At 60.2% G+C, this 16,156-nt stretch carries 13 protein-coding genes; 8 read left to right on the top strand and 5 right to left on the bottom strand.

Annotated features, from left to right (window positions below):
* The first annotated feature begins 36 nt into the window (after nt 1-36).
* From AB9N64_RS26650 to AB9N64_RS26620, 7 genes are all read left to right on the top strand, one after another.
* On the top strand, nt 37-843 hold the full coding sequence (locus tag AB9N64_RS26650; protein ID WP_032903916.1) for a TatD family hydrolase: 807 nt from the start codon (nt 37-39) through the stop codon (nt 841-843).
* A 96-nt stretch (nt 844-939) separates the two neighbouring features.
* Nucleotides 940-2,409, top strand: coding sequence for a methyl-accepting chemotaxis protein (locus tag AB9N64_RS26645; protein ID WP_102667032.1), 1,470 nt, complete (start codon nt 940-942; stop codon nt 2,407-2,409).
* Between the two features lie 198 nt (nt 2,410-2,607).
* On the top strand, nt 2,608-7,308 hold the full coding sequence (locus tag AB9N64_RS26640) for an RHS repeat-associated core domain-containing protein (RefSeq protein ID WP_371359792.1): 4,701 nt from the start codon (nt 2,608-2,610) through the stop codon (nt 7,306-7,308).
* Complete coding sequence (locus tag AB9N64_RS26635) at nt 7,305-7,715, top strand: hypothetical protein (protein ID WP_019821405.1); 411 nt, start codon at nt 7,305-7,307, stop codon at nt 7,713-7,715. Before AB9N64_RS26640 ends, AB9N64_RS26635 begins: the two co-directional genes overlap by 4 nt.
* A 339-nt stretch (nt 7,716-8,054) precedes the next feature.
* Nucleotides 8,055-8,348, top strand: a complete 294-nt coding sequence (locus tag AB9N64_RS26630) for a polymorphic toxin type 47 domain-containing protein (protein WP_157720745.1) — start codon at nt 8,055-8,057, stop codon at nt 8,346-8,348.
* Nucleotides 8,348-8,737, top strand: coding sequence for a hypothetical protein (locus AB9N64_RS26625; protein ID WP_019821403.1), 390 nt, complete (start codon nt 8,348-8,350; stop codon nt 8,735-8,737). The genes AB9N64_RS26630 and AB9N64_RS26625 overlap by 1 nt, the downstream gene beginning before the upstream one ends.
* A 117-nt stretch (nt 8,738-8,854) precedes the next feature.
* The gene (locus AB9N64_RS26620) at nt 8,855-9,217 is read left to right on the top strand and encodes an Mpo1-like protein (protein WP_333958591.1); all 363 of its coding nucleotides are present in this window, start codon (nt 8,855-8,857) and stop codon (nt 9,215-9,217) included.
* Between the two features lie 9 nt (nt 9,218-9,226).
* Here the strand turns inward: AB9N64_RS26620 and AB9N64_RS26615 are convergent, their stop codons facing one another.
* The 3 genes from AB9N64_RS26615 to AB9N64_RS26605 all read right to left on the bottom strand — a co-directional run bounded on the left by AB9N64_RS26615 (nt 9,227) and on the right by AB9N64_RS26605 (nt 11,196).
* Nucleotides 9,227-10,024 (bottom strand): acyl-CoA thioesterase, encoded by a 798-nt coding sequence (locus AB9N64_RS26615; protein ID WP_371359791.1) that lies wholly within the window; start codon nt 10,022-10,024, stop codon nt 9,227-9,229.
* A gap of 89 nt (nt 10,025-10,113) precedes the next feature.
* A complete protein-coding gene (locus AB9N64_RS26610) occupies nt 10,114-10,875 on the bottom strand; it encodes a CHAD domain-containing protein (protein WP_014717645.1) in 762 nt (253 codons plus the stop codon).
* Between the two features lie 42 nt (nt 10,876-10,917).
* Nucleotides 10,918-11,196, bottom strand: coding sequence for a hypothetical protein (locus AB9N64_RS26605; protein ID WP_003189839.1), 279 nt, complete (start codon nt 11,194-11,196; stop codon nt 10,918-10,920).
* Between the two features lie 216 nt (nt 11,197-11,412).
* On the opposite strand from AB9N64_RS26605, the gene AB9N64_RS26600 reads away from it, so the two are divergent.
* The gene (locus AB9N64_RS26600; protein WP_003189836.1) at nt 11,413-12,450 is read left to right on the top strand and encodes a patatin-like phospholipase family protein; all 1,038 of its coding nucleotides are present in this window, start codon (nt 11,413-11,415) and stop codon (nt 12,448-12,450) included.
* Nucleotides 12,451-12,565: 115 nt separating this feature from the next.
* Here the strand turns inward: AB9N64_RS26600 and AB9N64_RS26595 are convergent, their stop codons facing one another.
* Both AB9N64_RS26595 and AB9N64_RS26590 read right to left on the bottom strand, forming a co-directional pair.
* The gene (locus AB9N64_RS26595; protein ID WP_014717644.1) at nt 12,566-13,255 is read right to left on the bottom strand and encodes a response regulator; all 690 of its coding nucleotides are present in this window, start codon (nt 13,253-13,255) and stop codon (nt 12,566-12,568) included.
* Nucleotides 13,256-13,386: 131 nt separating this feature from the next.
* Nucleotides 13,387-16,038: a sensor histidine kinase KdpD gene (locus AB9N64_RS26590; protein WP_058410162.1), complete on the bottom strand. Its 2,652-nt coding sequence runs from the start codon at nt 16,036-16,038 to the stop codon at nt 13,387-13,389.
* Nucleotides 16,039-16,156: the final 118 nt, after the last annotated feature.

Below are 16,156 nucleotides of genomic sequence, written 5' to 3'. Positions count from 1 at the left end.
CTGATATGCTTTCCGGCCGCAGGCGGAGATAGCACCATGCAACTCATTGATATTGGCGTCAACCTGACCAACCCCAGTTTCGACGAGAGGCACACGGCCGTTCTCGAACGCGCCTACGCCGCTGGCGTGCAGCAATTGGTACTCACCGGCACCAGCGTCGAGGGCAGCGAACAGGCCCTGCAACTGTGTGTAAAACTCGACGAAAGCAGCCAGCGCCTGTTCAGCACCGCCGGCATTCACCCCCACTCTGCCAGCGACTGGAACAGCGACAGCGTCCAACGTCTGCGTGGCTTGCTGGGCGACAGCCGAGTGCGCGCCGTGGGTGAATGCGGGCTGGATTTCAACCGGGACTTCTCCCCTCGCCCCCAGCAGGAAAAAGTCCTCGAAGAACACCTGGCCCTGGCCGTCGAACTGCAACTGCCGGTGTTTCTCCATGAGCGCGATGCCAACCAGCGTCTGCTGGAGATCCTCAAGGACTACCGCGACCACCTGCCAGCCGCCGTGGTGCACTGCTTCACTGGCGAACAGGCAGCGCTGTTCAGCTACCTGGACCTGGATTTACACATTGGCATCACGGGTTGGATCTGCGACGAACGCCGTGGCACCCACCTGCATTCACTGGTCAGGGACATTCCCCGAGGCCGTCTGATGCTGGAAAGCGATGCGCCCTACCTGCTACCACGCACCCTGCGCCCCAAGCCGAAAAATGGTCGCAATGAGCCGGCGTACCTGCCCGAAGTACTGCGCGAAGTGGCCTTGCACCGTAACGAAACGATGGAAGATCTGGCGTTGCACAGCACCGCCTGCGCCCGCCGCTTTTTCGGCTTGCCTGCCATCGATTAATACGGCGCATTGACCCATGTCAAAAGCGCTTTTCTGAATAGCGGCACAATAATGGCACCTTGCCAATACTGTTTCCGCTATCAGAGAAAACCTTCCATGGGTGCCTGGCTTAGCAATATCTCGCTCAAATACAAATTCTGGGCCGTCAACGCGGTCGCCTTCATCACCACCCTGCTGCTGGTGCTGTACGCGGTACAGCTTGAACAACAGGCGCGCAGCCAGGCGTCGCAAGCATCGGCCCAGGCCCAAGGACGCTTGCTCAGCGCCTGGCCAGCCGACAGAACCTTGCCCACGGGTGAGCACTGGCTCGCATTTTCCAAAGGCCAGCCCCCCCAGGATCTACCCACCCTGAGCACTGCCAACGGCTGGACTGAACTCAACCCCATGCCGTTGTTCGGTGAAAACCCGCTGATCGGCGCCGAGGTGATCAGCCGGGCCGACGGCCAGCAGGTCGCAGTCCTGGCCTACGCGCCGAGCCTGAGCCAAGTGTTCAGTGAACGCTTCACCCACTACGCCGTCGCCGTGGCAGTGCTGATGCTGGCCATGCTCGGTGCCTCGCAGTTGTTGATCCGCTTCCTGCTCAGCCAACTCAACACCCTCAAGGATGTGATGCTGCACGTCGAAAAAACCGGCGACCTGTCGGCGCGGGTGCCGTTGGCCTGCAAGGATGAAGTCGGCCAGATGGCCAGCGCCTTCAACGCCATGCAAGCCGGCTACCAGCGCGTGGTCAATACCGTGGCACGCACCGCCCGGCAACTGGACGACGGCGCCGCTCGCCTGGCCAGCAGCATGAACGAGGTGCAACACGGCATGCTGGGCCAGCAAAGCGAAACCGACCAGGCTGCCACCGCCATCAACGAAATGACCGCCACCGTCTACCACATCGCCCAGCACGCGGGCGCCACCCGTGACTTGTCTCAGGCCGCCGATACCCTCGCCGGCAGCGGCCAGGCAGTGGTCAGCCGGGTACAGCGCTCGATCGCCGGGCTGTCCAGCGGCGTACAGCAGACCGCCGAAATGATCCAGAAACTGGCCGAAGACAGCCAGAAAATCAACGGTGTGGTCAGTGTGATCCACAGCATCGCCGAACAGACCAACCTGCTCGCCCTCAACGCCGCCATCGAAGCCGCCCGCGCCGGGGAAATGGGCCGCGGTTTCGCGGTGGTCGCCGACGAAGTGCGCAACCTGGCCAAGCGCGTGCAAAGCTCCACCGACGAAATCACCCGCATGGTCTCGGCGCTGCAAGCCGGCACCCGCGACGCGGTGGACTTCATGCAGGAAAGCTCATTCAAGGCAGATGACTGCGTACAACAGGCCCAGGAAGCCGGCATCGCGCTGGCTGAAATTACCGGCGCTGTGGCACAGATGCGCGAAAGCAACACCCAGATCGCCGTGGCCGCCGAGCAACAAAGCCATGTCGCCGAAGAAATGAACCGCGCCGTGGTGAGCATTCGCGATGTGACCGAAAACACCGTGCATCAGACCGTGGCGTCGGCCACCACCAGCAATGAACTGGCGACGTTGGCCGGGGAGTTGAGCAAGGCGATTGGGCAGTTGAAGTTGTAAGACTGTTCCAGCTGTAATCCAACTCCTACGACCAAGCCTCGGTTTACCTGAAGTTAAGACGAAACTTCCTCGCCCCTCTCGCGAATAACGCCGACTTCTTTTACCTGACAACCGCTGCAAAGTCCCTCGCCTGATCAAACAGTGCGAGGGATTGCAGATGGTGGTGTTCGTTAAAGCCCTGATGGATGGGGCTGTCTCTTGATCTCGGTGCTGGCCAACCTGGTGCTAGTGCCCATGGATCCCGAAGCGCCGAAGGTTGAGCGCGTATTCGCGGACTTCCGCACCTGCCTGAATACCTTTGATACGTGGGCCGACAGCTTCTTAAGTGGTTCGGCACTTAGCGTGGAGCAGGTGTTCAAGGTTGGGGAAGACGTCGCACTGGTCGCGCCGATCTCTTCCAAAAAACCCAGTCGCACGGTCGCTCAATGCAAAGCCCAGGGCGGGCTGACCTTGGTACATCTGTTCGAAAGCACGCAGTTCGTGCCTATCGGCAACACGCCCGTGAGGCTGCAAGCCGTTGCACAGGACGGCAGCCCGCTAGGCGCGCCACTGCATCGGACCATTGGCCCCAGCGGCATTCTTGAAGTCAGCGACTGTAGCCGCGACCAACAGTACGAAATCACCTTTTACCCCACTGTTTCCAAGGCTCACGTCCAGGCGCTGTATGCGTCCTATGAGTCTGTGATCGCCGGGCTGGAAACGGATTTGCGCACGGCATGGGCCGAGCACTTCAAGCCTCGATGGGCAGACTTTGCCAAAGCGCCGGCTTACAAGCGTAGCGGCATTCAGGGCATTGCCTTTGCGACCGGGCTGGGCAAGGCGCTCTACAACCTGTGGGACAACATCACCGAGCTGTACGACCTGCTCGCGAACCTCAAGTCCAACAGCGAAACGTTGCTGAAATACCTGTCCGAGGCCGAGCTGAATGCGCTGCTCAAGCTGGGCAAAGACACGCTGGCCAAGGGGTTGCTGGTACTCAGTGACGAGCCGCTGTTGTTTATCTACCTGTCGGCGCTGGTGGCCTGGGTACGCATGCTGCCGCCACCCGACATGTACGAACTGCTGGGTGAAATCACCGGCGAAGTGTTGATCAACTTGCTGCTGATCTGGGCCACACGGGGTATTGGAGTACAGCTGCGCCTGGGTGCTCAGGTGCTTAGTGGCGTCAAGTCCGGGCGGGCGCGGGCGTTGTTGGAGTTGCTGGCCAAGCAGGTGGCGGGGCCTCGGCTGGAACCCCATGTGGAGGCCGCCAAGCCGGTGTTGCTGAGCAGTGCGGCGACACCGATTAAGACGGTGCCGGCTGTGCCGTTGAAGGCGGGCGACACGCTGGTTTCGAACCCGGTGCCGATGGTGCGCGGCAAGGCCCAGCGCACGACGTTGGTCCGTCAGGAGCCTGTCGATGATGTGCCGGCCATGGCTTCAAATCCGAAGGGGGACGCGGCGGCGCCAGCGGACAAGACCGTTACCCACGGTTGCCCGGTGTCGATGGTCACTGGCGAGGAATTGCTGACCCTCACCGATGGCGTGCTGGATGGGATCTTGCCGTTTGAGTGGACGCGGCTGTACCGCACCAGTGCGGTGGACATTGATTGTGGGTTGGGGTTTGGCTGGAGTCATGCGCTGGCTCATCGGCTGGTGGTGTCGGGCGATTTGGTGGTGTGGACCGATCATGAGAACCGCCATACGCAGTTTCCATTGCCCAGCGACTCTCGACCCGCAATCACCAATAGCCTGGCGGAAGCGGCGATCTATTTGGGTTCGGCGCCTGACGAGTTGGTGCTGGCCCAAGCGTCACGGTTCTATCACTTTCGCGACGGTGTACTGACTGCGATCAGCGATGCGTATGACAACCGTCTACGCATTTGCCGTGATCGTTCCGGGCGGATTGAGCGGCTGGATAACGGCGCGGGTCGCTCGTTGCTGTTGCGTTATGAGCTGGATCGCATCGTTGCGGTGGACTACCAAGTACATCGTGCCAAAGGGCGAGAGCCCTACGTGTGGGAGACCGAGCAGAACCTTGTTTCCTACGCCTATGACGAAGACGGACGACTGGTTTGCGCGACCAATGCTGTCGGGGAAAGCGAGCGTTATCGGTACGACGATCAGCACGTCATTCTTGAGCGCCAACTGGCCGGTGGCGCGAGTTTCTTCTGGGAATGGGAACGCGCGGGCAAGGCGGCGCTCTGCGTCCGGCATTGGGCAAGTTTTTCGCAGATGGACACGCGTTACGCCTGGGGGGATGACGGGCGTGTCACGGTGCATAACGCCGATGGTAGCCAGGAAGTGTATGTCCATGATCAGCGGGCGCGGCTGGTACAGAGGATTGATCCGGATGGTGCCACGCATTTCAAATCCTACGACGACCAGGGCCGGCTGACCGTCGAGCAAGACCCTATGGGCGCGGTGACGGCCTATCAATATGACGACGCCGGACGCTTGGTGGCGCTGTTTCCGGGGGAGGATGAGCCGACATCCTACGAGCATGACAATGGGTTCGTACGAGTTGTGCGCCGTGGTGAGGCGGCCTGGAAATATGAGCGTAATGAGCAAGGCGATGTTACGCGCAGGATCGATCCTGACGGCGAGGTTACCGATTACAGCTACAACAAACACGGGCAACTGACCGGGGTTTGGTACCCGGATCATAGTTGCCATCGGCTGGTGTGGAATGAGCGGGGGCAGTTGCTGGAAGAGCAATTGCCCAATGGTGGGATCAAGCGTTATCGCTATGACGATCTGGGGCGGCAAGTTGCCTGTGAGGATGAGCATGGTGCGCTGACGCAATATCACTGGGACTGCGTCGGCAGGTTGATTCGTCTTGTATTGCCAGGCGGTGGTTGTAGGGAATTCAGCTACAACCCCTACGGCAAAATCATCGCAGAACGCGACGAACTCGGCCACGTCACCCGCTACGAATACGCCGACGGCCTGCACCTGATCAGCCGCCGCCTCAACGCCGACGGCACCCAAGTCAAGTACCGCTACGACAACGCCCGGCTGCTGCTCACCGAGATCGAAAACGAAGCCGGCGAAACCTACCAACTCGACTATCACCCCAACGGCCTGATCCGCCAGGAAACCGGCTTCGACGGCCAGCGCACCGCGTATGCCTACGACCTCAACGGCAACCTGCTGGAGAAGACCGAATACGGCGACGATAACAGTCAGCTAATCACCCGTTATCAGCGCGACCACGCCGGGCGCCTCGTACAAAAAACCCTGCCCGATGCCAGCGTTGTCGACTATACCTACGACCGCCAAGGCAACCTCCTCAGCGCCGAAGACGGCCACTGGGCGCTGGCCTACGAATACGACCGCCAAAACCGCCTCACCGCCGAACACCAAGGCTGGGGCACCCTGCGCTACGGCTACGACGCCTGCGGCCAGCTGAAAAACCTGTGCCTGCCAGACAACAACCGCGTCACTTTCAACCACAACAAAGGCGGCCACCTCGCCACGGTCGAACTCAACGGTGAAGTACTCACCTCACATCTATTCAACAGCGGCCGCGAACACCAGCGCCAGCAAGGCCAACTGCTCAGCCACTACCACTACGACGACCAACACCGCCTGCATGCCCACGCGGTCACCCAGCAACAAAACCACCTCTACCAACGCCAATACGACTACGACAAATCCGGCAACCTCACCCGCCTGCTCGACACCCGCAAAGGCGAACACCGCTACCACTACGACCCCCTCGCCCGCCTGACCCGCGCCGACCACTCCCAAGACGTACAGGAACGCTTCGGCCACAACCCCGCCGGCAACCTGCTGATGCAAGACCGCCCCGGCCCGGACATCGTTGCGGCCAACCGCCTGATGATCCAGGGCGACCGTCATTACGACTACGACGCCTTCGGCAACCTCATCCGCGAACGACGCGGCAAGGGCCAGCAACTTGTCACTGAGTACCGCTACGACTGCCAGCATCGGTTAGTCGGGGTTACAACGCCCAACGGCCAAACCGCCAGCTATCGCTATGACCCATTTGGACGTCGCATCAGCAAAACTGTGGACGGCAAGACCACCGAATTTTTCTGGCAAGGCGACAAGCTGGTTGCCGAGCATCATGCAGAGCGTCATCGCAGCTACCTCTACGAACCCGACAGCTTCCGCCCATTGGCACTGTTGGACGGTTTCGGCCCAAAAGAAACCAAGCCCTACCACTACCAACTCGACCACCTCGGCACCCCGCAGGAACTGACCAGCCCCGAGGGCGAAATCGTCTGGTCCGCCCACTACCGCGCCTACGGCCAGATCGCTCGGCTCGACGTGGGCAAAGTCGACAATCCACTGCGGTTTCAAGGCCAGTACTTCGATGCGGAAAGCGGACTGCACTACAACCGCCATCGCTACTACAATCCGGATATTGGTCGCTATCTGACGCCGGACCCGGTGAAGTTGGCGGGTGGGATCAATGGCTACCAGTACGTGCCCAATCCGACAGGGTGGGTAGACCCGCTAGGCTTGAATTCATGCCCAGGCGATGATGGGTGTAAAAAGCAAACGAGTGCTGACGATCCATCCTACAAATCGAGCGTGGATGATGGACAGCCTTCAGCTCCTCTTGTTCACGGAGTAGACGCAACCTTCTTAAATAGAACACACAGCATTGAAGGGAAGCGGTCAACCAAGCGTGTGGAAGAAATTGCTCGCAGTATGCGAAACGACGGATACGATAAAAATACGCCAATAGACGTTTTTGAGTATAACGAGCAACGCTATATTGTTGATGGGCACCACCGAGCTGCCGCTGCAAGACAAACAAAGACGCCAGTCACCATAAAACTAATCCAGAATATAGGTGACCATAACAGCTCGTTCAACAGCACCCAGGACGTAATAGACGCTTCAAATGCAGTAGGACTGGATAGACTGGAAAGGCCTAGACGATGAGAGCTCAGACGCTAGAACATTTGATCACAGAATACTTGGAGCAAGTAAAAAAGGCTACCGACTTACTTGAGCAAGTGTTTGGAACCAAAAATATCATTGGTCTGTGGCGATCCAAAAAAATCCCGCAGCGTGGGACGGTCGCTGCAAATGTCACCTACGAGCTGCACGGTATTGGTTGCAGTGTTTACTTATCTGAAATATGTGTCGACTTTGATTACGGCCCGGACGATAGGGTCGACGGTTTCGACTCGTGGAGGCTGTATATGTACGCATGCGAAACACCCTGCAAGTACAAAAAATATACAGATAAACAAGCCTTGGAACGTGAGTTCAATGCGTACCTAAAAAAGGGCAAAGCCAAGAAAATCGAAGGGTCCACATCTAATTTGTACTTCATACAGTCTTGATGCCGTTCAGGTAAATCTCCTTACCCTAGACACTCTGAATATCGAATATGGGATGGGACTTGACCTCGATAACTGTGAACCAGCCAATGCATGTGCAAACTGACCCAACAACATCGGAGGTAAGCCTTGGTGCCGATCAGTCAAGCGAACGCAATACTCAAAGCAACGAAGATCAAAAGTGGGAGCTGGCTTGCCTGCGAAAGCGGTAGTGCAGTAACAGAGGCAGTGACTGACACACCGCCTTCGCGGGCAAGCCCGCTCCCACAGGGGATCTGCGCTTAACAGACTGGAATCCTTCCCACATTCACACCCACGGCGCTACTCTTTCCCACCGATGGTTTGGATGAGGCTTTTCGCAGAACGGGTATACCCAGGTCCGAATACAGCGTATCGAAATGGGGCAAAGACCAATATGGCAAATCATTTCCAACAGAATGGCGAGTACAAACCGGTCCCAATAGAGGAGCGGAAGTGAATATTGACGATCCTATGCTCGTGCCAAGTAAAGAAGGCCCGAAATCACCTCATATTGGCTATCAAACACCTGGAAAGAGAGGCGACGGAGGAGCCAAAAGAGGCCATATACTGCTCCAACTGGTTCCTGTCAGCCGGTCCAGAATAGGTGTCCCCTGATGAGTTACTTGGAAGACGAAATAGACGAAGCCTGTAATGCGCTGAACCTCGACGCTGGAAAGCTTGATTCGAGCGAACTCAACTTGTTGATAAGCTCTCTGACGAGAAAATTCTTCAAAGCGCAGAGCAATGTGCTTGATCCCATCGAACTGAACGAGAAAAGCACCGAACACAACCCTGACTTTTGGAAGGAGATGCCGCATCGCATTAGCGGGAATGGCCTGGTTCTGCTGGTATTTGACTCAGCGTATAGCGCCTGGAGAATGGAAAACGCTCGAGTGCTAGCCTCTGTGTTAGCCGAAACCACCGGATATCCGTTTTGGATAACCGATAAAGAGCTGACGTTCTTGGTACATATGGATGATCATGACTGTGTCATTTGGGCATGAGGGTCACTCCGCCTAAATTGCAGCCTATGACCCCCATAGCCAGCCCCAATTCGCCACCCTGCCCACCTCAACCTAAACTCTGTCCAAGTTGTTTCAACGGACAGAGGATTCACCACCATGGGCAAACGTCACCCCAATCTCCCCGCCTGGCAATGGCGTCAGTACCCACAGAACCATCAGCACCCAACCAACCTGGCGTTGCACCTGATTGCCGTGCCGCTGTTTATCGTCGGTTTCCTACTGATCGTGTCGGGCGTGTTCAGCCTGAGCCTGGCCAGCTTCGCGGTCGGTGTGATTGGCATTGTCGCGGGCCTGGCGTTGCAGCGTCACGGCCATAGCCTGGAGGCCCAGGCCAGTGAGCCGTTCAGTGATCGTAAAGATGCGGTGCAGCGCGTGGTGGTCGAGCAGTTCGTGACCTTCCCGCGCTTTGTGCTCAGCGGTGGCTGGTGGCGCGCCTGGCGGCAGCGGCACCACCACTGACCGGCGGGTTCAGGCGAACACCACCACGGTCTGGCGGCTGAGGGCGATCAACTCGCCGGTCGGGCTCCACAACGCAGCGGCCGCGTGGCCATAGCCGTCGCGGGCGTGTTCGATGTTGACGTGGTACTGGCACCAGTCGAGCGTAGTCAGGTCTTGCAACGGCTGGATGAACTCGATGGTCCAGGTCAGGGTGCTGCCCGGCGCGGGCTTTTTCAGGTGTGGCAGCAACGCCGGTGGCCAGGCGTCGACCAGGGCGAGGATATGCGCCTCGGTCAGTGGCTCTTCTTTTACATCCCCTCTCAACCGTACCCAACCGCCCATCTCGCGAGATTTATTGCCGGTAAACGGCAGGCCACCCACACTCCAGCGCATTGCCAGGTGGCGCATGAATTCGGGGGTAACACCCTTGATATAGGGCAGTTCCTGGCACTCATCCCAGTGTTTGAATACCGATGGCGGCTCACTCGCCACATCAATCTCGGAGGGGCGAGAGGCGCCAAAACTGGCCTGGACCAGGGTCGCCACTTCACCGTTCTGCACCACTCGCCCCAGCAACTGGCTGACCGCCTTGCCTTCGCGTAGCACTTCGACCTGATAACTGGCGGATACATCCGGCGCTACCGGGCCGACAAAGGTGATGGCCAGCGAGCGCAGCGGTCGGTCAGCCGGCACCTGGGCGCGCAGCGCCTCGTATTGCAAGGCGGCGACCAAGCCGCCAAAGGTGGCCCGGCCCTGGGCCCATTCGGCAGGGATGGTGACATCCAGCGGATTGCTACGGGCAGCGTCGAGCAAATCACTAAAGCGCATGGCGACCTCACATCAAGAAAATCCTGGAGGAATCTTAACCATCGAATTGCACAGGCACAGCGCCTATTCCGGCCAAAAACCGGACCGGTTTAAAAACACTCGGCGCTGAGTGTGTCCAACACGCGGTCGGCCTTGCCTTGCGCCTTGAGCATGGTGCGCTGCCACACTGCTACGCAGGGTTGCAGGTCAGGCTCGTGCCCGGCCTGGGCCAGCCACTGCCAACAGTCATGCCAGTCACCCAGCGCGCTCTGGGCTTTCTTCAAGTGCGACAGGGCCTTGGTGGGTAATTTGTCCAGCTCGGGATACGCCTCGGCGGCATAGCGCACACGTTTGATCAGCAACCGTAGCCGGTGGCGGTCATGATCGGGGTCCTTCAAGGCGCCATCGAGTGCCTGCCATTGCTTGGCCAGGCGTTTCTGGATACGCGGGCGCAAGCCCTTGAGCAGTTTCTGGTGCTGGGATGCGCGGATAAACCGTGGGAACGCATCCAGGATCAGCAGCAAGTGCGCCAGCTCCGGGCTTTGCGCCACCTGGCGATAAGCCTCGGGCTGCAGACGCAGGCGTCGATCAGCCGCGTCGTGATAACCGTGCTGATGCAAATACGCCGCCAGCACCTCTCGGTCGCGTAGCGGCGTAGTCAGTTGGCCAACCGTGCTGGCGGCCAATTCAAGCTGTTCGACACCGGGCAGCCCGCGCAAAGGGCGCAATAGGCTGCGCAGGCGTCGTACCGTGGTGCGCAAATCATGCAAGGCTTCATCGTCAGTGACGGCGGCGAGGCGAGCCTGGCAGCTCAGTAACCCTACTTCCAGGCCAATGACCTGAGCGACTAACTGATTGACCAACGCTGACATCCTGCCCTCACTTTCCGATGAAAAATCCTGGCCGCCGCTGGGTCATCGCCCGGCGCGAGACTCACGAATGTAGAACCGCGCCTTTTCGGCCTTGTTGGAGCAGCCCTCGAACGCTTCAAACTGCTGCTGAGTCTTGGCGCCAGTCAACAGCGACAACGCCTTGGAGTAGCTGACCGTGCCGGCAAAACCTTCGGCCTTGGCCAGGTCCAGTTCTTTCCAGGCGGCGTCCAATTGCGAGCCACAGCTGTCGCGATACGCGGTTTTCCCGGCACAACCAGCCAAGGCCAGCACGATCACAGGCACACAGATCCAGGCTTTCATTGATGACACCTCAAATATACAAATTCAGTCGTAGCCTGTAGACGTTGCCTACAGGGAAAAGTGCCTTGTCCTTAGCCTGAAATCGGTAGTACCTATTGCCAGAGCATACCCGAGCCTGATCGCTAGCCTGGAAAAATCTTGCGCGCTGTCAGCAAGGATTGAAGCAGGCCCCTTGATGGGTGCATTGTGGGCCCCTGTTTTGCGAAGGATCTGGCCATGAAGAAACGTGTTGCCTTAGTGCTGGGCTCCGGTGGCGCCAGGGGCTACGCCCATATCGGGGTGATCGAGGAAATCGAACGACGCGGCTATGACATCGCCTGTATCGCCGGCTGTTCCATGGGCGCCGTGGTGGGTGGGATCTACGCTGCCGGCAAGCTCGACGAGTACCGCAACTGGATCGAAAGCCTGGACTACCTCGACGTCTTGCGCCTGGTGGACGTGAGCTTTCGCCTGGGAGCGATTCGCGGTGAGAAGGTGTTCGGGCAAATCCGCAAGATCGTCGGCGATATCAATATCGAGGAGCTGCGCATCCCCTACACCGCCGTCGCCACCGACCTCACCAACCAACAGGAGATCTGGTTCCAGGAAGGCTGCCTGCACCAGGCCATGCGCGCCTCGGCGGCGATCCCGAGCCTGTTCACCCCGGTGATGCAAGGCAACCGTATGCTGGTGGACGGCGGCCTGCTCAACCCGCTGCCCATCGTGCCGGTGGTGTCGAGCCACTGTGACTTGATCATTGCGGTCAACCTCAACGCCACCAACCAGAAGCACTATCAATTGCCGGTGATCCAGCGCCCGCCAGCGTTCAAGAGCCGCTTCAACAGCCTGGCCAAGTCACTGGGTTCGCACCTGCCGTTTCGCCGCAAACAGGCCGAGCAGTTGATGAAACTGGAACAAGAAGCCTTGCAGGCCCAGGCCGCCGAAATCAACCCGTGGCTGGAGTCTGCCGAACCCGAAGCCCAGCAACCTGCCGCGGCGCCGGAGAAAGCTGGCGCACCGAAGTCGGCGACCGGCTCGTTCATCATCGACAACGTCGGTCCTGCATCGCTGTTGGACCTGATCAACCAGAGTTTCGAGGTGATGCAAACCTCCTTGGCGCAATACAAGATCGCTGGGTATCCGCCCGATGTGCTGATCAACGTGCCAAAGCGGGTGTGCCGGTTTTTCGAGTTCTATAAAGCGCCGGAGTTGATCGCTTTGGGGCGGGAGATTGCCAGTGATACGTTGGATCGGTATGAAAGCGAACAGAGTTGAGCGTGTGGGTGTTGCAGATGGCCTCATCGCGGGCAAGCCCGGCTCCCACGGGGGCATGTATTTCAACTGTGGGAGCTGGCTTGCCTGCGATGGCGCCAGCGCAGGCACCACAGATTCAGGCACCTAGCAACCGATACCCCACCCCCGCCTCAGTCACGATAAACCGTGGCCGGGTCGGGTCATCCGCCAGCTTCTGGCGCAGGTGCCCCACCACGATCCGCAGGTAGTGGCTGTCCTCGGTATGGGTTGGCCCCCAGATGTCCTTGAGCAATTGCTGTTGGGTAATCACCCGCCCAGGGTGGCGTGCCAACTGCGCCAGCACTGCGTATTCCTTGCGGGTCAGCGCCACCTCGGCACCGTCCAGCAAAACGCGGCGGTAGGCTAGGTCTACGGTCAGCGGGCCAAAACTCAAGGCGGCTTCCTGGGCCTCTCCGGCCGGTGCCTGGCGCAACAGCGCACGCACACGGGCAAGAAACTCCTGGATGCCGAACGGTTTGGTCACGTAGTCATTGGCGCCACCGTCGAGGGCCTCGACCTTCTGACCTTCACTGGCCCGCACCGACAGCACCAGCACCGGCACCGTGGACCACTCGCGAAACTCGCGCAGCACCTGCTGACCGTCCATGTCGGGCAGGCCCAGGTCGAGCACCAGCAAATCCGGTTTGCTCAAGGCCGCCTGGGCCAGGCCTTCGTTGCCGGTGCCGGCTTCGATGACCTTATAGCCTTGGGAAGCCAGGCTGATGCGCAGAAATTTGCGGATCTGCGGTTCGTCATCAATGACAAGAATCGTCGCGGTCTGGCTCATGGTGTCTCATCAAAACCCATTAAAAAATCACCCCCCTGTAGGAGCGAGCTTGCTCGCGAAAAACCTCTAGGCACCGCGTGCATTCAGGACGTCATCATTATCGTTAACGACCTTCGCGAGCAAGCTCGCTCCTACAGGTTGTGTTCCAGGACTGGTGGTGTCGGCAACGGCAAAAACAAAGTGATGCAGGTGCCCCGCCCGTCAATGCCATCGGCCACGCTGATATGCCCACCGTGCGCGCCGACCATGCCCTGGCAGATCGCCAAGCCGAGGCCGGTGCCCTGTCCGCCTCGATCACCACGGGCAGCGGTGTAGAACATGTCGAAAATCTTCGCCCGCTCCTCCTCGGGAATCCCCGGTCCTTCATCCGCCACGGCAAAAAACAACTGCTCATCCTGCACCCCAGCGCGCAACTGCAAGCGGCCCTGGGGGGGCGAAAACCGTGCGGCGTTTTCCAACACGTTGACCAAGGCCTGCTCAATCAACGCCGCATGCACATACAACAAAGGCAGCTCCGGCGGCACATCGGTGCTCACCTGCAACGGCGCCAGCACGGCGCGCAGTCGCCCAAGGGCACTGCCGACAATATCGCCGGGCGACACCCAATCGCGTGCCAGTTTCAGCGCACCATGACCCAGGCGTGTCATGTCCAGCAGGTTCTGGATATAACGGTCGAGGCGCTCGGCTTCATCACGGGTGCCTTCGAGCAATTCGCGGCGATCCTCCAGCGGGATGGCTTCACCCAGGGCCAGCAGGCTGTCGATGCTGCCGCGCATGGACGTCAATGGCGTGCGCAGATCGTGGGACACCGACGCGAGCAAAGCGCTGCGCAGTTGTTCGGTTTCGCCGTGCAGGCGCGCCGATTCCAGCTCCTGCCCCAGTTGTGCCCGCGCCAGCGCCTGGGCCAGCGGTTGGCTCAACGCGGTGAGTAAACGTCGACGTTGCCCGCTCAATTCCAGGCCAGGCTTGGCACTGACACCCAGCAACCCCAAGGGCCCCTCTTCACCCGACAGCGGCCACCACCACCAACGCCCAAACGGCAAGGTGCCGGTGCCCATGCCGGCCGGCTGATCATGCTGCCAGGCCCAGTCGGCGGCGGCGCGTTCTGCTTCGGTGAGGGTCAACGGGCCACCGGTCTCGACCTTCCAGCCGCCCTGCCCGTCGCGATTGACCAGGCACAGGTCGAGGTCGTTCCAACCTTGCAGATGGTGGGCGGCGGCACTGATGACAGCTTGGCGGTCGGTGGCAGCGGTGAGCTTGCGCGACAGGTCGAGCAGCTCGCTGGTTTCTTCCTGGGTATCGCGCAACGCCTGCAACTGGCGGCGCTGGCGTGCGGCGAGGTTGCCGGTCAACGCTGCCATCAACAGGAAGAACAACAGGGTCAGCACGTCTTCTTCGCGCTGGATGGCGAAGGAAAAATTCGGCGGAATAAACAGAAAATCGTAAGTCAAAAACGACAGTGCCGCACATACCAGGGACGGCCCCAGGCTGCTGCGCACCGCCACCAGCAGCACGGCGGCAAGAAACACCAGCGAGATGTTCGGCAGCGCCAACGCACTGGACACGGCCCAGGCCACTGCGGCAGCGACAAAGGTGGCCACCACCGCCAGGGCGTAATCGAACCACACCAACCCGCGTACCTCCGGCAGACGTGGCGGTGCAGGCATGTCATCGCTGTCGAGGACGTTGATTTCCAAGCCGCGGGCATTGCGCAACAGGCGTGCCGCCAAGCCGCCACCGAACAGGCGCCGCCGCCAGCGCATCCGTGACTGCCCCACCAGCACTAAACTGGCACGGCGTTCAACGGCGTGCTGGATCAGGGTCTTGGCCACTTCCCCGGCGCGCAGCAACACCACTTCCCCGCCCAGCCGCTCTGCCAGTTGCTGGGCGTTTTGCAGGCGCAGGCGCGATTGCTCATCCCGAGCACGGCCGTTGTCGATGTGCACCAGGCTCCAGGGCAAATGCCGACGCTGGGCCACGCGGCTGGCATGGCGCACCAGGCGTTCGGCTTGCGCATCGCCATCCACACCGACCAACAGGCGCCCACGCACTGCCGGCGCGGCCTGGCCCAGTTGGCGGTAGCCCTGGGCCAGGTCGTCGTCGACGTGGGCGGCGGCGGTTTGCATGGCCAGCTCGCGCAGGGCCATGAGGTTGGTCTGGGTGAAAAACGCATCGATGGCCGCACGCGCCTGTTCGGGCACATACACCTTGCCGTCACGCAGGCGCTCGAGCAGCTCGCGAGACGGCAGGTCGATCAGCAACAGTTCGTCGGCCTCTTGCAGCACCCAGTCCGGCAGGGTTTCGCGCACTTGCACGCCGGTGATACCACGCACTTGGTCGTTGAGACTTTCCAGATGCTGGACGTTGACCGTGGTGAACACGTTGATGCCGGCGGCGAGCAGTTCCTGGATGTCTTGCCAGCGTTTTTCATGACGGCTGCCGGGGGCGTTGCTGTGGGCCAGTTCATCCACCAGCACCAGCTTTGGCTTGGCGGCGAGTAGGCCGTCGAGGTCCATTTCTTCGAGCATCACGCCACGGTATTCGCTGCGCAACAGCGGTTGTTGCGGCAGGCCGCTGAGCAAGGCTTCGGTCTCGGCGCGGCCGTGGGTTTCGACCACCCCAGCGAGCAGGCGCACGCCCTGGCGCAGTTGGGTATGGGCCGCCTGGAGCATGGCGTAGGTCTTACCCACACCGGGCGCGGCGCCGAGGAAGACTTTAAGCCGGCCACGGCCGTCCCGGGGCAGATCGGCTAACAGGGCATCGGCGCGGCCGGCGTCGCTCATGCTCGGGGGTTCCTTCAGGTATTGATGGAGAGTCTTCAAGGCCGCCATCGCGGGCAAGCCCGGCTCACACAGTGGAATGCATTCCAAATGTGGGAGCCGGGCTTGCCCGCGATGGCGG

Source organism: Pseudomonas sp. KT_2_4, assembly GCF_041410225.1.
Taxonomy (GTDB): domain Bacteria; phylum Pseudomonadota; class Gammaproteobacteria; order Pseudomonadales; family Pseudomonadaceae; genus Aquipseudomonas; species Aquipseudomonas paracarnis.
This window is presented reverse-complemented; position numbering and strand designations above follow the sequence as displayed.